20 protein-coding genes, 1 other RNA gene and 1 riboswitch are annotated in these 17,155 nt (G+C 47.1%); of the genes, 7 read left to right on the top strand and 14 right to left on the bottom strand.

What is annotated here, in order from left to right:
* The first annotated feature begins 22 nt into the window (after nucleotides 1–22).
* Nucleotides 23–826 (top strand): DUF1028 domain-containing protein, encoded by an 804-nt coding sequence (locus RE469_09040; protein WMT44337.1) that lies wholly within the window; start codon nucleotides 23–25, stop codon nucleotides 824–826.
* Nucleotides 827–901: 75 nt separating this feature from the next.
* Here RE469_09040 and RE469_09035 read toward each other — a convergent pair whose 3' ends face one another.
* Nucleotides 902–1,198, bottom strand: a complete 297-nt coding sequence (locus RE469_09035; GenBank protein WMT44336.1) for a hypothetical protein — start codon at nucleotides 1,196–1,198, stop codon at nucleotides 902–904.
* A gap of 237 nt (nucleotides 1,199–1,435) precedes the next feature.
* On the opposite strand from RE469_09035, the gene RE469_09030 reads away from it, so the two are divergent.
* From RE469_09030 to RE469_09015, 4 genes are read left to right on the top strand one after another with little or no spacing between them, the layout of a single operon-like run.
* On the top strand, nucleotides 1,436–1,786 hold the full coding sequence (locus tag RE469_09030) for a hypothetical protein (protein ID WMT44335.1): 351 nt from the start codon (nucleotides 1,436–1,438) through the stop codon (nucleotides 1,784–1,786).
* A gap of 15 nt (nucleotides 1,787–1,801) precedes the next feature.
* Entirely contained in the window at nucleotides 1,802–2,641 is an 840-nt protein-coding gene (locus RE469_09025) for a fumarylacetoacetate hydrolase family protein (GenBank protein ID WMT44334.1), read from the top strand.
* Between the two features lie 5 nt (nucleotides 2,642–2,646).
* Complete coding sequence (locus RE469_09020) at nucleotides 2,647–4,560, top strand: DUF87 domain-containing protein (protein WMT44333.1); 1,914 nt, start codon at nucleotides 2,647–2,649, stop codon at nucleotides 4,558–4,560.
* A complete protein-coding gene (locus tag RE469_09015) occupies nucleotides 4,557–5,489 on the top strand; it encodes a hypothetical protein (protein ID WMT44332.1) in 933 nt (310 codons plus the stop codon). Before RE469_09020 ends, RE469_09015 begins: the two co-directional genes overlap by 4 nt.
* A gap of 181 nt (nucleotides 5,490–5,670) precedes the next feature.
* On the opposite strand, the gene RE469_09010 is transcribed toward RE469_09015, so the two are convergent.
* The 11 genes from RE469_09010 to RE469_08960 all read right to left on the bottom strand — a co-directional run bounded on the left by RE469_09010 (nucleotide 5,671) and on the right by RE469_08960 (nucleotide 12,955).
* On the bottom strand, nucleotides 5,671–6,141 hold the full coding sequence (locus tag RE469_09010; GenBank protein WMT44331.1) for a PadR family transcriptional regulator: 471 nt from the start codon (nucleotides 6,139–6,141) through the stop codon (nucleotides 5,671–5,673).
* Nucleotides 6,142–6,247: 106 nt separating this feature from the next.
* On the bottom strand, nucleotides 6,248–6,505 hold the full coding sequence (locus RE469_09005) for a hypothetical protein (protein WMT44330.1): 258 nt from the start codon (nucleotides 6,503–6,505) through the stop codon (nucleotides 6,248–6,250).
* Entirely contained in the window at nucleotides 6,502–6,840 is a 339-nt protein-coding gene (locus RE469_09000; GenBank protein ID WMT44329.1) for a hypothetical protein, read from the bottom strand. Before RE469_09000 ends, RE469_09005 begins: the two co-directional genes overlap by 4 nt.
* On the bottom strand, nucleotides 6,830–7,033 hold the full coding sequence (locus RE469_08995) for a hypothetical protein (protein ID WMT44328.1): 204 nt from the start codon (nucleotides 7,031–7,033) through the stop codon (nucleotides 6,830–6,832). The genes RE469_09000 and RE469_08995 overlap by 11 nt, the downstream gene beginning before the upstream one ends.
* Nucleotides 7,030–8,232 carry a cytochrome bc complex cytochrome b subunit gene (locus RE469_08990; protein WMT44327.1) on the bottom strand — a complete coding sequence of 401 codons (1,203 nt, stop codon included), beginning with the start codon at nucleotides 8,230–8,232 and terminating at the stop codon, nucleotides 7,030–7,032. Before RE469_08990 ends, RE469_08995 begins: the two co-directional genes overlap by 4 nt.
* Nucleotides 8,222–9,064 carry a ubiquinol-cytochrome c reductase iron-sulfur subunit gene (locus tag RE469_08985; protein WMT44326.1) on the bottom strand — a complete coding sequence of 281 codons (843 nt, stop codon included), beginning with the start codon at nucleotides 9,062–9,064 and terminating at the stop codon, nucleotides 8,222–8,224. The genes RE469_08990 and RE469_08985 overlap by 11 nt, the downstream gene beginning before the upstream one ends.
* A gap of 121 nt (nucleotides 9,065–9,185) precedes the next feature.
* Nucleotides 9,186–9,490: signal recognition particle sRNA (gene ffs / locus RE469_08980), an RNA gene on the bottom strand.
* A 101-nt stretch (nucleotides 9,491–9,591) separates the two neighbouring features.
* Nucleotides 9,592–10,587, bottom strand: coding sequence for a nicotinate-nucleotide--dimethylbenzimidazole phosphoribosyltransferase (locus RE469_08975; GenBank protein ID WMT44325.1), 996 nt, complete (start codon nucleotides 10,585–10,587; stop codon nucleotides 9,592–9,594).
* Between the two features lie 9 nt (nucleotides 10,588–10,596).
* Entirely contained in the window at nucleotides 10,597–11,541 is a 945-nt protein-coding gene (locus RE469_08970) for a cobalamin biosynthesis protein (protein ID WMT44324.1), read from the bottom strand.
* Nucleotides 11,534–12,622 (bottom strand): aminotransferase class I/II-fold pyridoxal phosphate-dependent enzyme, encoded by a 1,089-nt coding sequence (locus tag RE469_08965; GenBank protein ID WMT44323.1) that lies wholly within the window; start codon nucleotides 12,620–12,622, stop codon nucleotides 11,534–11,536. Before RE469_08965 ends, RE469_08970 begins: the two co-directional genes overlap by 8 nt.
* Before the next feature lie 162 nt (nucleotides 12,623–12,784).
* The gene (locus tag RE469_08960; GenBank protein WMT44322.1) at nucleotides 12,785–12,955 is read right to left on the bottom strand and encodes a hypothetical protein; all 171 of its coding nucleotides are present in this window, start codon (nucleotides 12,953–12,955) and stop codon (nucleotides 12,785–12,787) included.
* A gap of 35 nt (nucleotides 12,956–12,990) precedes the next feature.
* Here RE469_08960 and cobS point away from each other — a divergent pair, with 35 nt between their 5' ends.
* On the top strand, nucleotides 12,991–13,761 hold the full coding sequence (gene cobS / locus RE469_08955; protein WMT44321.1) for an adenosylcobinamide-GDP ribazoletransferase: 771 nt from the start codon (nucleotides 12,991–12,993) through the stop codon (nucleotides 13,759–13,761).
* A gap of 2 nt (nucleotides 13,762–13,763) precedes the next feature.
* On the opposite strand, the gene RE469_08950 is transcribed toward cobS, so the two are convergent.
* The gene (locus RE469_08950; GenBank protein ID WMT44320.1) at nucleotides 13,764–15,044 is read right to left on the bottom strand and encodes an MFS transporter; all 1,281 of its coding nucleotides are present in this window, start codon (nucleotides 15,042–15,044) and stop codon (nucleotides 13,764–13,766) included.
* A gap of 57 nt (nucleotides 15,045–15,101) precedes the next feature.
* Nucleotides 15,102–15,205, bottom strand: a riboswitch (TPP riboswitch).
* 45 nt (nucleotides 15,206–15,250) lie between these two features.
* Between RE469_08950 and RE469_08945 the strand changes: the two genes are divergently transcribed.
* A complete protein-coding gene (locus RE469_08945) occupies nucleotides 15,251–15,793 on the top strand; it encodes an NTP transferase domain-containing protein (protein ID WMT44319.1) in 543 nt (180 codons plus the stop codon).
* Here RE469_08945 and RE469_08940 read toward each other — a convergent pair.
* Nucleotides 15,768–17,117, bottom strand: coding sequence for an APC family permease (locus tag RE469_08940; GenBank protein ID WMT44318.1), 1,350 nt, complete (start codon nucleotides 17,115–17,117; stop codon nucleotides 15,768–15,770). The genes RE469_08945 and RE469_08940 overlap by 26 nt on opposite strands.
* Nucleotides 17,118–17,155 lie beyond the last annotated feature (38 nt).

Here is a 17,155-nt window from a genome sequence, read left to right as displayed (position 1 = left end):
TTTAATGGTAAATTTAAGGTTCATGACTTTTTCTGTTGTTTCTTATGATCCAGAGGAGAAAAAATGGGGCGTTGGCGTTTCAAGCAGGTACCTTTCCGTTGGGTCCATTGTGCCGTGGGCGGCGGCTGGAGTAGGCTGCATAGCTACCCAGTCATATGCAAATTACGCATACGGACCAAAAGGACTGGAAATGCTAAGGAGCATGAGTGCGGAAGAAGCGGGTATTGCACTCACTGAGGCTGACAGTGACCGCGAAAAAAGACAGCTTGGAATAGTTGATGCAAAGGGTAATGCGTGGGCCTTCACCGGAAAGAAATGTCATGAATATGCAGGACATATTGTTGGGAAAAATTTCTCAGTACAGGGCAACATACTGGCAAGTTCTGAGGTTCTGGAAGCCATGGCCCAGGAGATGAAGGGACCTGGTAAACTGGAGGACAGGATAATGAGATCTCTTTTCGCTGCAGAATCGAAAGGAGGCGACAGTCGAGGCAGGCAAAGCGCAGCAATTCTTGTGGTTTCCGATGTCTCCGGCTTTGTGACAGGCACTGATAGATACATTGATCTTAGGGTGGAGGACAGCAGGAATCCACTTAAGGAGCTCAATCGTTTGCTGGGACTCTGGAAAGCAGCATTTCTTGACACGAGCACTGTGGATCTTTCAATCCATCAGCAGGAAATAGAGAGTAGAATCAGGCATCTTGGATACAGGCGGCTGGATGACTGGCTCAAGGACAATGATCTTGAGGGCTCAGTGGAAAACGGAAAAATGGGGCTTGTAGCCATGAGGATACTCATGGGAAATGACAATCCCGAACTTCAATGAAACAGCTTCTTCATGGCGGGTTCCTGATCTGCCATCTTTCCAGGATATATATGTATCAGGAATCTCTGTGGTGATTCAGGTTCCAGCAGCTGGCTGCGCCTTTTCTTCAGCTTCCGGTTTGGAAGCAGAAGACTGGGGCTTCGGAACATGTTCAGGAAACGGAACAATGAGATTGATCACAACAGATTCGATTTTTTCCCTGCTCTTCAGCAATTTCTCAATGGATATCCCTCTCTCGTTAGCCTCCTGGCATATTGCTCTGGACTCCTCGGGACCAAGGACTTTGACCTTGTCGCCAGCGTAGGACCCGGGACCAGACGGAAGGTACATTATGGTAAGCCTGTGAATCTTGTCACAGTCATAGAGTTTCATGATACCATGATGGCTTGAAGAAATTAAGAACTTACGCCTCATGACATCTGCAGTCACAATAGATATTTCACAGGGATGGCGCGTTCTTCAGACGGATAAGAATTTCGCATCACCTGATTCCATTTGATTTGCGTCTTTAGAAGCATTGCCTTGAGCATCAGATCGATTTTTCAGTATGCAAATTTACATACTGACACAGAAAAAGATTTCATACTATGAATCAATCATATCTGGTCAATGATACTTTCAGATGGCGATTATTCAGATCTTGTGACATATCTGACCGGCCTTTTTAATATCAAGCGGATTAAGTCTGTTACCATTGACCGTTACACCATTTCATACGGCTCAAGTTTTGTTATTGATGATCTGAACACAGCAGAAGGACATATTACAGACGACTTTCCAAGTGAGAACGAAAAGGACAGGGTTAAGTCGGTTATTCTCCATGTCAGCGGAATAAACGGACGATCATCAAACACTGTGGAGATTGGCTGGGATTCTGTTAAAATTGAGCCAGATGTGCATCCGAGGCTTGCCCGAGATTTCATAGATTTGCTTGACCGATCGACATTCAGATATTTCTGAAACGCATGGGCAGTTATGTATCTACTCACTGGAGTGGTGAACGGCAAAAAAGAAGTACTTGTCAATGAGAATGGCCGCATATACCGGTTTGCGGATGAAAAATCCAGGCCTGCGTCTGCACTGGAAGCCATACTGAAGTGGAAAGACCTTGCCAGAGCTGACAGAATTGAGAATGGTTATAGATTCACCTATGATGTTCCCGTTGTCCCCGGTAAGATGTTCCTGCCGGCAGTAAATTTCAGGAGCCATTCCGCAGAGACCTCAATGCAGGAACTGAAGGAACCATATTTTTTCACTAAGTTCAGCCACACCCTTGTTCCACATAATGGCAGCGTCATAAGGCCCAGATATGTGGAAAGGTTCGACTACGAGGGTGAAATAGGAATCATCATTGGAAAGAGAGGAAAGTATATAGATGAGAAAGACGCAATGGAACATGTTTTCGGTTACACAATCGTTGATGATATCAGCCTGAGGGACTACCAGAACGCAGGCAGCCCGGTTTACGGGAAGGACTGGGTTCTTGGTAAAAATGCGGATACTGCGCTGCCAATGGGCCCATGGATTGTCCCCCGGGAGGAAAATGAGCCATTCCACGCCAAAATACAGACCAAAATCAACGGTAAGCTCAGGCAGGACGGAGATACTGATGACATGATTTTCGGCCCTGCAAGGCTAATTTCACGCCTTTCAAGGGCAATAACTCTTGAACCGGGAGATCTCATATCCACAGGGACCCCAGCGGGCGTTGCAGAATACGGAACCAGAGAATACCTGAAACCGGGAGATACCGTGGAGATCACAGTGAGTGGCATCGGTACCCTCAAGCATTCAGTGGTAGAAGATACGGCCTGAGCCCCATGTACAGAAGGGAGCCAGTTATTTCCAGTTCTGCTGAATCCTTACTGTCCGAAAAAGGCTGGAAGATTGGCAGAACACATGGCGGTAGTGCTGTCCGCCTGATTCCAGAACTCCTGTCCACACATGCTGCCATAATGGGCAAGACTGGCAGTGGAAAATCAAATATCCTGAGGTTGATAATCTCCAGTATCATTCAGTCCTCAGATGGGAGCATCATCTTACTTGATCCGCATGGGGACCTGGCCACTGATGTTGCAAAGAGCTTCCCGGAATCCGCTATAATCATTCCGGCGAAGTCGATTTTTATTGAAGAGGATGAAAGATCCATCACCATGAATCCGCTCCAGGGCGCTTCTGAAAACCCTGAGTTCTACACGGGATGGATAAGGGATACGTTTGCTTCAAACGGCGTGTTCTCGCAGGGAACCTGGGGGCCACGTCTTGAGGTTGTTTTTTCGGCAATTCTCGGAGAACTTATCCGAACCAGGAAAGACGTCACTCTCCTGGATTTACTGGATCTTCTCCTGGACCAGAACAGGATAAGGAGATTCATGGCACAGGCAGGATCCCGTGAGCTTTCTGCATTTCTCAGGATGCTGTCCTCAGACTGGAGGGGATGGAATCAATACATCACAAGCTCCATCAACAAGATGATACCCCTCATAACGGATGGGGGAATAAGGAACCTTGTGGCGGGAAAACGTGATTCAACGGACTTCTCAGCCATGTTCGGGATGCCGGGCTCCCTGATCATACCTGAAATATGGAAAGGCAAGGTTTCTGAGGAATCCTACAAAATCACCTCAATGCTCCTTCTACTGAAGCTCTGGAGTATACGGATACGCCAGGGGCAACACTCCAGACCAGTGTATGTTGTGGCGGATGAATCCCAGCTCCTTCCGGGAAATGCCATTGACCATATCCTTCGGGAGGGGAGAAAGTTCGGCATAAGGATCATAATGGCAACTCAGTTCCTGGGCAGGGAAAATCCACAGCTGGAAAGCATACTTTCCAACGTTGGGTGCGTAATTTCTTTTTCCCTTGGTTTTACTGAGGCCAGAACAATCGCTTCGAACTTTTTCAGCGGCCCGCTGGAGACAAGACTGCAAAATACACTGATGTCGCAGGGACCACGAAGAGCCGTCATATGGGCAAGAAACTCAAATGGCAATCATGGCCCGCTTTCGTTTATTCCTGATTTATTTATTCCACGTGATGATGGTGTTAATTTAGATCAGCTGAGGGAACGCTCCGTAATGAAATACGGAACAAAGATTACCAGCATACCTGAAAAAACTTCTGTGGACCTTCATCAGTACCTCATAGGCCAGGCTGCTGCTTTCTTCGGAAACCATGGATTGTTCATGGACACAGGAATGAAGATGGGTGTGAAAATACCTGATGGCGTTGTGGACATGGGGGCATTCAGGATTATAGTCGAAGCTGAAGTTTCAGACCTTGTAAACCATTCCAGGATTGAAGAAAAAATGAGAAATTACAGCGGATATAACATTCTCTTCATTCTTCCACCTGGAAATGCCCAGGCCCTGTTCATGAAGATTCTTGAGAAGGCAGCCCGGGAAGTTGAAACTGAAAATGCGGATTTGCTGAAATCTTTGAGCCATATATCAATTGCGGAATATTCTGGAGGCTTCAAGTTTCTGGCGGCAGGCCGGTTGAGGCAGATGAGATTATCTCATCTGGAAAGTGGAACATTCCGGACAACAATGCGGGAACTGGGAATGCAGGAAATCAGGGAGTTTCTCTTTTCCCGGATTTTATCAGCAGGTGATGGACATGTTGAATCTGATCTGGTCAGTCGTTTCGGGATTGAGAATGCTCGTCGTGCCACCCATCTGTTGCACAGGGATGGCAAACCTGACCTTATGAAAATAATGGGGGTTGAAGCATGATACTGGAACTGGATAGCTTTGGTGATATCCCGGTGAATTCCATGCCCTTCATTCCCGTAGTACCTGAGAACATTCGAGCTTCTTCCATCGGCCTTAGAATACGTGATGAAAAATGGCCCACACTGAGGTATTTCATAGATTATGGAAACCATAGAATCAGGATCAAGGAATTTTTTATGGACTGGTTCTTCACGGGGTTTCCCAAGTCACTCATGAGCAGTTTCGCCGACGCCTATTCAAAGGTTTCCTTTTCAGTCTCCGGGGCAATGCAGATCTATTCTGGAAAGAATTACAGGAACAGCGACTCGGCATCGATTTATTATCACGGTACAACCATAGAGGCTGAATCATCCAATTCGATGAATCATGAGGAATTCGTGGAACTATTCACCGGTAGTATGGTGGCTCTGGATGAAGCCTTTTGCCACGTGAATGAGATGCCGTTCCATGAACGATCGTTCTTTGCATCCGGCCATCATGGACAGTGGTACGAGGACGAAAGGATAGCTAGGCTTTCCTGGCAATCCGGTACCTCAGAACGTATTGTTCTTCCAGATGGCGAAATCTTGGATTCATCCAGCTTTGGCAAGATTAAGAATGAGTGCGGTGCACACTGCATAGCTATTCTCCAGAATAATGCCTATGAAGGGGTACTCTGGCTGGAAGCTGCACCCATTGGCACAAAAATCCCTCACGCATATTATAAACTCAGAGAGGGGGAAGGACTGTTCAATGAATTTCTGCACCTTTCAGAGAACTCCAGTGCAATGCTTATGGAACCATATGGCCCGCAAGTTATGCAGTTCTTGCACGATGGGAGAATAATCACCGCAGCCATGAATCCCGGAATCCACTATCGGATAAAATCTGGAATACAGGATTTCAAGGAATCCATAATCAACACAATGGATGGAATATGCCGAATATGATATGCAATTCACCCATGACAGACCTTGAGAATTCAGCTACCTTTAGCACAGGCAGAATCAGGACAGTTGCGGAGTGCCGCATCCCATCCCTCTGCTTGAGGCATATGGGTGGAATGAAAACTTGATTCTTTCAGTAGAAATGTTCAAAAATAAAAATAAGGTTCTTAACCCGTAAATTTGTTTACTGCTTTTTTTCCAGTATTCTGCTCAGTTTCTCGTTGATTTTGCTGAGCCTGGCCCTGTACGGTTCGATTTCCGGACCAAGGTCTTCAAAGTAGGTTGTGTATGCATCCATTTCCTGAAGCATATCTTCCTGAGACGAAGGCGCTGCAAATGGAGAGAAGTTCCTCCAGACATCCCTTCTAACTGTCACCTCATCCTTGCCCAGCTCTGTAATCTGGTATCTTCCATCCTGGTTCCTGACAATATATCCATCCTCTTCCATTCTTGAAAGCAGGGGATATATGGAACCAGGACTGGGCTTCCACCATCCCATTGTCCTCTTTCCCATCTCGTCCATGATCTCGGAGCCCTTCATGGGCTTCTCATATACAAGATTGAGTACAAAGGTTTTGAGACCTCCGAACATTCCGCGCCCTCTCATTCCGGTGGGTCCTTCGTATTCGCCCATCATGTGTCTTCTGTTATGCATTTCTCCGTGCATTTTATCACCAACAGTATATCGATTACCGATATAAATAGATATCGAATACCGATTTCCATGGAAAATAATTGCAGAAAAATTTGCCCCGGGATGTTCACATATCAAGTTCTCCGGCTGCCATTATGACAATGACGAAGCCAATGAATGAAAGTGTGACTGCTATCCAGCTGGCAATCTGGTGCGGGCCAACCTGGGAATTGAGCGTGGGGAATACACTGTAGAAAATGAATACTGGCACAGAAATTATAAGTATCACTATTCCTGCAACAAGCTTGGCCATGGCCATCTTTCTCTTCACTATGTCAGTTATCCATTCCTTCTGGCTTTCATCGCGTGAATATGGAGAATTCATATTCCTGCCACCCCCAGTAAAATGTAAGCAAATGCGAAGAGGACAACCGGCGTTATGATTGTGGGAAGGGAAATACCTTTCCTGCCCCAGGAGGTTCTCTGAACGGATATCAGGTAAAGAACCACCGACACCGTCACAAATACCAGTGATATGATGAAGAGGTCACGCAGATAGGCGCCATAATTTCCGAATATGGGTGAGACCATCTGGGAAATGGGTTCATGGTACATGTTTGCGATTGGCCTGACGATGAGGGCATAGAGAGTGAGGGGGATGGCCCCAATCATGTATACAATCATTGATCCGTAGTACAGCCCAAGTGCCTTACTGTCCATTCCTGACACCTCCCCCTATGTAGCTTCTGAGCATTACCAGAATAACCATGGCGAACAGTATTAAGTTCACCGCCAGAAGTACGGCCCAGTAAACCTGCCCTGAATAAGCATCGTAAAGGGCAAAATACCACATGGCCAGATCAATAGCAACCTGGATGGCGACCAAAATTCCAATAATTAATGATAATTTCATTTCGCATCAGCGTCCTTTTTGGCAAACCTCATTGCATATACTGTGGCTATGGACACAAAGGTGATGCCCCACCACATATCCATTGTGAGCAGTCTTGTCTGTGTGAGCCCGGGCTGTGTGTATCCCCATAGGGCCATAACTGGCAGGGCAATCAGGAAAAATACACCGAAAGCGGTGATCATAGGCCTGTCAAGCGCTCCCGATCCCTTGTAGCGATCAATGAATGGGACAATGAGCAGGAAGATAAAGAAGAACGTCACCAGAGGAACGCCTCCCGTGGAGAGTCCATAGCCTGCCAGATCCATCAGCTTGTACACGGGCATTATGTACCAGTCGGGAAAAGGTACGTCGCCATATGTCAGTGCTCCGTACCTGGCCGGAAGAACCTGCATGAATAGAGCAGAGAATATGAGGACTATACCAATGAACACCACGGAGACAAATATTGTGTAGAGAAGGTTTGCGGGGAACCATGGGATGTATTCTTTCTTGCCCTTCCTGCTCTGGCCGTCTTCTTCATCACCTATGCCGTGGGGCCCTGATTTTTCAAACAGGAAGAAATGCACCAGTATGAGCAGCACGATTACTGCAGAAACTGCAGTAACGTGAAGTGCAAGCAGATGCCCAAGGGTCGATGCCGTTGTCCCATTTCCTATGAGCATTGCCACCAGCCAGTTGGCCAGGCCTGGCAGCAACCTCCCAATGGCACTCCGTTCGATGAGGTTCTCCATCACATGCATTGCGGCTATGCCGATGTACGTCTCCTGAAGAAGATACCCAAGAATTGCAATGATATTTACAAGAATGAAGAGAATGACGCCGGTTATCCACTGGAGCCAGCGCCATTTTCCACGATATGATCCGGTGAAATAGTTCCTGAACATGTGAACGTAGACCAGCGCTACCATTGCGTAGGCCATGTAGAGATGTGAGGTCAGGATAATATGTCCCAGGGGAACACCATCAATTATGGCTATGGTGGAAGAGTACGGATTACTTTGCTGATAATACAGGAACAGCATTATTCCTGAAAATGCCAGATACCCGAATGCTGCAAGAAGGAAAGCGCCTGTCCAGTAATCTATCCTGAGCTCCCTGCGGGATATGGGCCGCAATGATATGGTATAGGCCCCACCTGGCATTCTGTCTTCTTTCCACAGATCGGAGACATCGTACTGATTCTCCTCGTCAGGCGACATCAGAGGCTCCCGGCCATGGGCCGTTGCTGCTGGAAACAACCACTGTCTTGTACATGTTCAGCCTGGAATCGAACAGAAGTTCAGTTCCCCCCGAGAGATTCTCCGATTCCACCAGCTTACCATGAACTGCGCCATCGGGCTGCCAGAGATGCCCCCTGATCACAGCGTTTACAGGGTTCATACCAGAAGCATAAATGTAACCGTTTGAGTCTGTTTCCAGAAGAACCTGCGGAAGTGAATGGTTTGCCGGACTTGGAGCAGGGCCGTCATTGTATAAATTATCCGCCCCCTTTGTGGGATCGTACTGGCTCCCATGGCACTTGCAATACAGTAAACCATACGTTGGCCAGTTTGCAGATGTGTATCCGATGAGCTGTGCTTCAAATGGAATCGATTCGTGTGGGTGATAATCCAGCAGGGGTACGGTGCATCCCAGATGCTGGCATATGCCACTGAGAGCCAGGATGCTGTCCCTGCCGGTGTATATTACCCCTGGCCCTGGAATCTTAATGCCGTGTAGCCGCATGAGGATGTTGGGTTCATCCTGCAGCGGATAATTGAAGGACATAATTGGATAATTGCTGGACGATGTGGTTGCAGAAGGTATCTGGGAAACAGTCACAGGGTTTCCAGAGGTATCAACCAGTATTGCCTTTGGATATGAGCTGGTAACTGGCTGATTTCGACTTTTCGGAACGAAAAACCTTTCAACCGATACCCCACCAACAAGCAGTGCACCCAGGGATACAGCGGCACCCTTCAGGAATGTTCTTCGTGTCTGATCAACACCATTTGAATCTGTATCATCCTTTTCATTCATTTTATCTCCCATTTAGAAAAAGCTAACAGATTCATCATATAAAATTTTGACCCATAAGATATCAGGAATGCTACTACGTGACAATACGGAAGCTTTATTAAGAATGAGGAAGCCAGATATCCTGAAAACAAAAAACCGGACTCACCGGGATCGGACCAGATGTCCTGACAGGTGCCCCCTGCTTCCTCTCGATCCCGCACCCCTTCAGCATCAAGAGTCCAGGATACCGGTGCTCCCTTCCGGTCCTGACGGGTTCTCCTGGTAAATCGGGATCTGCAGTTCCTTCGATCTGCAATTCCCGAACCTTCGATCCGAAGGGACAGAACGTCATTGATTCCACAGGGCCTGCCAGAAGTCTGGTTGCCCTTTCCCGGCTGTCGCCCCCGCATGTAGGCTTCGGGTAACAGGAAGTGTCTGGCTTCCCGGCCAAGTCCGGCTCATTGCAATTGGTAATCAATTATAAAATGTTTCCATGGAAATGATTGCCTTTCCTGATGGTATTGAAGACGTGAAGAATGTCACAGGGCTATGCGCGTATCCTATCTGACCTGTGCAAGTTCCCCGTAGACACTGTTGATCTCTTCCATTATTTCCTTTCGGCCACTGACAGAGGATGCCAGATAATATGATCCACCCATGCCGGCTCCCTCCCTCACGTGTCCTTCGTCGTATTTACGGAGCCCCTCAAAGGGAGAATCATGGAATGAAATATCGGTTCTCACAAGATTTTGTTCCCTGACAAGCTTCTTCATGGTATCCGGTTTATGATCAATTACCCAGCCGGTTGTAATAACATCCCGGCCTGCAGTGGGATTATTTATGGTTCTGTCGAGCTCGAAAACAGTGGCCATCTGCGTGCCTCCGCAGTAGTGGAGCCGGCTCCCTGAAGCTCCCCTGCTCAACCCCAGCGCTAATGCCATCATATAATCACCGTATCTTCTGACCGCATCAAGTGGACTCAATTTTCTGGTCTCCTTCCCTGATGTCAGGGTGTGCCACAGGTCTTCCTTGATGTCGTCAGAGCCCATCTTCAGGCTGCTGCTTGTTTCAACGCTGTAGCCCATTGCCCTGAGAACGAGATATGCAGTGGTGGTGCCGCCCGGGACAGATTCAGCTATGTACAGGTCACTGAAGGTTCTGGACAGGAATTTTCCAATTTCTATGCCCGTTTTGATAGCCCTGTCCAGTTGAGGCAGAGCTTCGCCGTTTACAGGATTCCCTGCAGGTTCTAGCCCTGTTTCCATGAATATCGATCCGGGCTTGTGGGCCATGCCTGCATTTATTACCAGTGGCCAGAGAGATGCAACTTTAAGGCAGGCCCGGGTTATGATTGATGGCGTTGGGATGCCATCTGGTGTCATGGGAGGGTCATTCATGCTCAGAGGCCTGCCCTCGGTGAGGATTTCTGCATCCACAGCAGGGGTCAAAAATGAGAGTTCTGGAGTAGCACCTGCGGCCGTTATTCCCGGGATCTTTGAAACCGAGGTACTGCCTGCCAGAAGAAGAAATATTTTCCCTTCCTGATTTGTCTGCATGTACTGAAATCATAGAGCCGTATAAATGAATATCATCAATGGCAGCAGTAGAATCAGGACCGACAGATATGAGGCAAAAGTGAAAATTGACAGCGCCTTTTTCACGTCATCTACGCCGGGATTCCTGTAATCAGGGTTGAACACATACTCGCCCTTCTTTTCCAGCCTTACCCCAAGGCAGTTTGACATTGAACCCATTGGCCAGCCTGCATTGGTGCTGTCGGGTACTGCGGCTGCTGGCATCATATCATAGGATGCCGGTTTGATTCGCATTGCCGATGCCACTGAATATATGATAAGTGCGCTTAGCCTGGCGGGAATGTAGTTCAAAATGGTGTCAAGAATTGCAGCGAACTTCCCGAAGGAAAAATTTCTTGCATCCTTGTAGGCAATATTTGAGTCAAATGTGTTTGCTATCCTGAAGAACAGTGCTCCTGCGAGCCCAAAAATTGAAAAGTAGAATAGAGGCGACAGCACGCCGTCAACAAATCCTTCTGAGACGGTTTCAATTGCAGCTGAGCATATGAGTCCAGATTCCATTCCCGAGGTATCTCTCCGCACCACCATTGAGAGATGTTTCCTGGCAGATTCAATATCACCTGATTCAAGGGCAGAAATTATGGGCCTCACATGGTCATTCATGCCCCTGATGGAGAATGTCGCTTTCAGGAAGAATATGATCAGGATTGCCTGAAGGATTACAAAAGGTGTCAGGTAGTGGATAACTGCATACAGGGGAATTATGAATATGGCCTCCACGGTGATCACAAAAAGGAACCCACCCAGGAATCCCCCTATCTTCCTGTAAACTGGATCCAGTTTTCCTATGGCTGTGCCAATCCACACAACCGGATGCACAGAGGTAGGATATTCTCCAAGGATCCTGTCCACTGCCAGTGCGGCAAGCAGGATGGACACAGCAAGCATAAAACCGTAAAGGTTTGCATCAGTCATCCTGCTCTCCAATGGAATTAATGAAACTTCTGAAGGACTCCACAAGAATCACGTTGTATTCATGCCTTTTCACAGCTATACGGCAGAATTTTCCTGATCCCTCTACATCATTTATCATCTTCACGAGAATGTTCCTTGCGTTGAGAAACGATTCAAGCTCCTGAACGTCTACGGCATCCGGGATTCTTACAACAAAGTAATTTGCCCGCGGAGCTCCTGCAGTATGAAAGCCAAGATTGGATAGAGCAGACGTCATCCAGAGTCTTTCCCTCACCGTTATTTCTGGCAGGCGGGAAAACTGCCCGTAGTTCATGGCCATTACAAATTCAAGTGCATCCTGCCCCACAGACCAGGGCTCCATAACACCAGAAATCCTGTCTATGTTTTCCCTGTTACAGACCACTAGTCCTACCCTGAGGGATGCTAAGCCAAAAAGCTTCGTCAGGGACCGTCCCACAACAAGATTTGGATTCTCTGCGGCCTCCATGCATGCCCTGGTTCTGTCATAATCAGAGGCAAAATCCGCGAATGCTTCGTCCAGAAAGACCGTAAAATTACTTCTTTCGGCTGCCGAGAGGATTTCCTGCATATCTGGCCAGGCAATTATATTGCCCACTGGATTTGAAGGGCTTGCCAGAAATACAATGTTATAATTCCTTAATGAACTTGCTTCAAGAATCTCCTGAATGCTGCCTGCATGATATACAGGAATAGAGGATGCAGAACAGCCAGCCTCATACTCGGAGAATGATGGGTCTATTATTAGAGCGCCCTGGGATCGGCTGACCTGGCAGAACTTGTATATCATATGGGTAAGGCCTGGCCCAAGCAAGATATTATCAGACGAAACCCCAAGATACGCAGCAAGGTTCTTCAGGTATATTCCGTGATCGGGATCGGGATATGCCCGCAAAAGATCCAGATTTCCCAATATGCCTTCTGGATATGAAACTGGAAAGTCGTTGAGGTTTGAACTGAAGTCCAGCAGTTCGCCAGCTTTCACCCCAAGCCGCCTGGCCGCTGACCAGATGTTACCGCCATGCATCCCTTTTTTATTCATTTTAAGTGCCCTGCCATTCATTAATCTGCCAAGTCTCCTCCATCCTGCAGAAGACTTGAATACATAATGGATAGATGTACCCGGCCGTCTCGTTACATTATCCGCAAGCCTCTACTGGGAGGAAGCCCTCCTTTATCCGAGGAGGTAGAATCTGTTCATGTTTTTTATGGTGCTCCTGGATCATTACTGGATCCTGTTGCGTTCTGTTGACACAGGATAAGCATCTGCTATTGCCATGTCATATGAGAGAGGCAGTGACCCGTACACTGCAAACTTCCAATTTTTCCCCAGGCTCGCAAACGACAGATTAATGCTGCACTTCTTCCTCCACATCTGGTTTCCAGAATGTGTCATGACAAATATTTAGATTCAGAAGCTCATACATAACTGTGAGTAAGGGGAATACCTCATCCGGCATTCTATGCGCCATATCTTTCTTCAGTATCATTCCCGCCAGATGCCAGAGATTTGGTGAAAGCATGGCACTGTGGTTCTTCGTTCCTGCTTTTATTAATGGTGCTGTGGCATCTGCGGTATACTTCATACTTTTCACCACCAATGGTCCCCTTCTGGCATCAGCCGGAGCAGTTGCAGCAATTCTTGTAATGTCCGGATTCAACCACATGGACGGTGTGCTGGATACCGGAGACGCCTTGATGGTCAGGGAGAACAGAGAACGCAGAAAGGAGATACTCAAGGATCATTTCCTGGGAGCCGGTGGATTTGGATCAGCTTTTATCATATATCTTCTTTTATTCGCAGTCCTGACAACGTTCAACAGGAACACTGGTGCTGCAGTGATAATAATTTCAGAGGTACTTTCCAAGACAAGTTATATGCTGGGCCTCAGGATTGGAAAACCCCTGTTCCAGGATGGGCTTTTTGTGAATTTCCAGAAAATCATGGCGTTGCAGAACCAGGCCATATATGTTAACATCCTGATTCTTGCAATGATTTCCCTGTTCACGTCATGGATCTTTCTGATTGGATCCGCCCTGGCTCTTGTCATATACGTGTTTATAATCGGCAGCCTGGATCGATCATTTGGTGGCATAAATGGTGACATACTGGGTTTTTCCGGAGAGATTGCCAGAGTCCTCTTCCTGGTAATCTCCGCCATGCTACCATACGTCATTTTTCATCTTGTTGCCATTGCCTGACCTCACATACCATAGTCTATGTTTACATTTCTTGTCTCGTACCCCAGCAGGAACCAGGCTACTGCAGATCCCAACCCCAGAAGCCACAGGCCCAGATTATAGTACAGGAACTGAGAGAGATTCAGAGATGCTGTAAGGTACACCGAAACTGTATATCCAATCATGGGAGCGAGCCGTATGATGCCGATTGCACTTGACCTCATCCTGGTTGGGACAAGTTCTGGTTCCAGTGTTGTTCGTGATGCCCACGCAAACTCGCTGAACATCATGTTGAGAAACAGCAGCGGGAGAAAAACAATCATTGAAGCAAGATGTGATGCAAGGTCAAGGATTATGGCAATTGTGATTGTCCCTCCCAGGAACGACGCAAGTGTGTAAATCCTGCGCTCCCTGTTTATGAGGTACATTGCCAGGAAGCCTGCTGCAGAGGCCCCAACCATTGCAACAAATGTAAGGGTGGGAGTTTCTGATGGAAACTCATAGGGCCCAACTATGTATGCCATAAGCCCGAATGTGAGGTACTGTGATATTCCCATGGCCATGAGGATTGGCAGCGTAATCCTGAATGGAACCATTGGTATACTGGCTTCGGAATCCCTGATGCCAAGCATGGATTTTTCATGCGCAGCCTCCTTGCTCTTCCCCTTAGACTGCAGCCACCTGTATGATTCCGGCAATGTGATCCGGGAATACACCATGATTATTATGAGGGCCGCTGCAGAGACCATCAGAATGAAGCGAAATGTCAGATCACCTTCTGAGGAAAGTGAACCAAACAGGCTTGTGAGGTAGGGATGAAGGTATATTGCCAGAGTGGATTCCACAATGAAGATGCCTGAGATGAATGCACTGCCTATGTTGTCGAAATTTGCCACCAGTGTGAGGAACTTCGACCTTGTTTCAGAAGGGAAATCTTCAGCAATTAAGGCGAGGCCTGTTGGTTCTTCCCCACCAACTCCAAACTCAGACAATACCAGTCCAAGAATCAACAGAGGAACACTGAAGGCTATGGTTATGAGTATGACCCCCAGGCCGTAACTGATCATGGTCACAATGAAAACCTTTTTCCTGCCAATACGATCTGCAACAATGCCCATCAGGACGTTTCCAAGCATTATGAATATTGGACCCACTATAAGTATTTCAGTGCTGACAAATCTGGGCACTGACACAAGGAATGGAAACGACAGTGAAAGTGGAGCTATCGTTCCTATAATACCCCACATAAAGAAGCTGGCCGTTGTTGAGAGGATAAGGGATCTGTGACCACGGTTAATGGCCATCAGAAAAACCTCCCGACAACAAAATATCCCAATAACTTTCCAGTACTTCCGTATCGAATATCGAATCTCATTTCTTTCCCTCCGCCAGCATTACCTGGATCAGGTTCTAAGGGTCGACCGAACGGTCCTCTCAGCTTTTTAAAGCTCCCCGGAACTGACTGTTTCCCTCATTAAAAAGAAATAGATAAGCATTATGCTGAATGAACATGAACACGTCATCTAACCCTGTTTGCGGTACTACAGTCATAATGGCAGGAGGGCTTGGGACCAGAATGGGCAATCCTGAAAAGGCACTGATCAGGGTGGATGAAATACCGATGATCCAGAGAATCATTACTTTCGGATTGTCGCTGACAGCCGATCTTCTGGTGTGCTGCAGCCAAAATACCCCTGGGACCTGCAGCTACTGTGATCTCAATGGCATAAAAAAATACACATCATCAGGAAGAGGATATCCTCAGGATCTGGTGGAATGTCTTGGCACTGTTAAGAGATATCCTGTGCTGGTCCTTCCCGCTGATGTATATATATACAACATGGAAGCGCTCACTGAAGCTATAATTTATACACTTTCAATGAAGGATGAAGTCATTACAGTTCTCCAGCTGGGACAATATGTTGGAATCAGCGTTTTCAGAACACCTCCAGGGAACAGTCAGGAATCTTATTCATCCGTAGAAGTACCGGTGGAATTCTGTGTAAACATCAATGAGCCATCAGACCTCAGGAATCAGAAGCTTCATCATTGAATTCCATGGGAATGTCTGAAAAATTCATTTTCCTGTATGATGGAGCGAAAAGGTATTTCTTTGTGGCAACTGCAAACACGGAAAAAATCACAATGAAAATAACGGCATATGCAGAGTACCTGACCATCCCTCCTGATATGGTCTCCTGTATGATTATGAAAACAAACGTCAGTGTTGAGACAATTGGGATCACAGCGCGCCAGTAATCACGTGTGCTGCCAAAGAGCCTAACAAGAGCGGAATTTGTAACAGCATGTACAAACAGAAATGCAAGGCCTACAGTGCCCGTTACCATCACAAAACCTGTGTAGCTACCCACACTGGCCTCAAGGATTACCACCGGTGGAAGCGTAATTAACAGAACAGTTATCCAGAGGTTCCGGCTGAAAATTGATCCAGGATCAGTGATGACATGATCGGATACCATTCTGGACACAGCATGCCGGAAAGCATTCAGGTATCCCAGTGCAAGATTGAATGCACTGGCCATTGCAATAATCATCATGATCATGCCCAGTATGTGACCCGCCATGCCAAAGCTTTGGAATATGCTTAGCGGATCAGCGGCATACCCGATTTCCATTGCTGTTCCCATCCTGTAGGATATGACGGCAGCCGGAACAGCCATGAGAAAGGCCAGGGTAAGGAATGAGTACAGAATCGATCTGTTAACTGTTCTTCTCCAGGACCTGGTATTCTCTGAAAGAAATATTGAGGAACCAATGCCGGCAAAGGCAAGAATCCCGAAGGGGAGAGCACCAATAACATTGGAAGCAGGAGCATAGTCAATGGATGGTGACCTGAAGAACAGGCCAACGTACACTGTGAAAGCCATAACAACCAATATTTCCAGCCCAGACAGGATCATTATGAACCTCATTGTCTGCCTGAAACCACTCATGAATACCGCCATAATAGCTGAAACAAAGATCAGAGATAGAAATACTTCCCCATACAGGCCAGCCCTAAGGGTTTCCGGAAAAACATAACCGGTGAAGTAAACCAGGAAGAGAACCACTGACGGAATTGCAAGAATGCTGTAGAAGAAGTAAACAGATGCGGTGAACATGCCAAGGTCTTTTCCCATAAATTTCGCAACATAGCTGTAGTAACCCCCGTTGGATCTTATGTGCTTGCTGAAGGAATAGCCCGTATAAACTGAGAGAAAACCCAGAATGATAGAAATAACAATAACAATGAATGAAGACCCAAGGGCCATGGCAACTATGACAGGAAACAGTCCAAATATATTCAGCATTGGCCCTGAGGAGGAAAGACCCTGAAAAAAGGCCTGGTATGAACTTACATTCTCACTGCTAATCACTTTATGCATCTCATCGCATGTATGATTACCTTCTCATA

Origin of the sequence: Cuniculiplasma divulgatum (genome assembly GCA_031200235.1) — an archaeon.
GTDB lineage: Archaea > Thermoplasmatota > Thermoplasmata > Thermoplasmatales > Thermoplasmataceae > UBA509.
Note: the sequence above shows the minus strand (reverse complement) of the source record. Positions and strands in the feature narration are given on the sequence as shown.

Excerpts from the sequence above, each read along its gene's own strand:
- RE469_09040 (WMT44337.1), top strand. The coding sequence starts at position 23 with ATGACTTTTTCTGTTGTTTCTTATGATCCAGAGGAGAAAAAATGGGGC.
- RE469_09035 (WMT44336.1), bottom strand. The coding sequence starts at position 1,198 with ATGAAACTCTATGACTGTGACAAGATTCACAGGCTTACCATAATGTAC.
- RE469_09030 (WMT44335.1), top strand. The coding sequence starts at position 1,436 with ATGATACTTTCAGATGGCGATTATTCAGATCTTGTGACATATCTGACC.
- RE469_09025 (WMT44334.1), top strand. The coding sequence starts at position 1,802 with ATGTATCTACTCACTGGAGTGGTGAACGGCAAAAAAGAAGTACTTGTC.
- RE469_09020 (WMT44333.1), top strand. The coding sequence starts at position 2,647 with ATGTACAGAAGGGAGCCAGTTATTTCCAGTTCTGCTGAATCCTTACTG.
- RE469_09015 (WMT44332.1), top strand. The coding sequence starts at position 4,557 with ATGATACTGGAACTGGATAGCTTTGGTGATATCCCGGTGAATTCCATG.
- RE469_09010 (WMT44331.1), bottom strand. The coding sequence starts at position 6,141 with ATGCATAACAGAAGACACATGATGGGCGAATACGAAGGACCCACCGGA.
- RE469_09005 (WMT44330.1), bottom strand. The coding sequence starts at position 6,505 with ATGAATTCTCCATATTCACGCGATGAAAGCCAGAAGGAATGGATAACT.
- RE469_09000 (WMT44329.1), bottom strand. The coding sequence starts at position 6,840 with ATGGACAGTAAGGCACTTGGGCTGTACTACGGATCAATGATTGTATAC.
- RE469_08995 (WMT44328.1), bottom strand. The coding sequence starts at position 7,033 with ATGAAATTATCATTAATTATTGGAATTTTGGTCGCCATCCAGGTTGCT.
- RE469_08990 (WMT44327.1), bottom strand. The coding sequence starts at position 8,232 with ATGTCGCCTGACGAGGAGAATCAGTACGATGTCTCCGATCTGTGGAAA.
- RE469_08985 (WMT44326.1), bottom strand. The coding sequence starts at position 9,064 with ATGGGAGATAAAATGAATGAAAAGGATGATACAGATTCAAATGGTGTT.
- RE469_08975 (WMT44325.1), bottom strand. The coding sequence starts at position 10,587 with ATGCAGACAAATCAGGAAGGGAAAATATTTCTTCTTCTGGCAGGCAGT.
- RE469_08970 (WMT44324.1), bottom strand. The coding sequence starts at position 11,541 with ATGACTGATGCAAACCTTTACGGTTTTATGCTTGCTGTGTCCATCCTG.
- RE469_08965 (WMT44323.1), bottom strand. The coding sequence starts at position 12,622 with ATGAATGGCAGGGCACTTAAAATGAATAAAAAAGGGATGCATGGCGGT.
- RE469_08960 (WMT44322.1), bottom strand. The coding sequence starts at position 12,955 with ATGACACATTCTGGAAACCAGATGTGGAGGAAGAAGTGCAGCATTAAT.
- RE469_08950 (WMT44320.1), bottom strand. The coding sequence starts at position 15,044 with ATGGCCATTAACCGTGGTCACAGATCCCTTATCCTCTCAACAACGGCC.
- RE469_08945 (WMT44319.1), top strand. The coding sequence starts at position 15,251 with ATGAACACGTCATCTAACCCTGTTTGCGGTACTACAGTCATAATGGCA.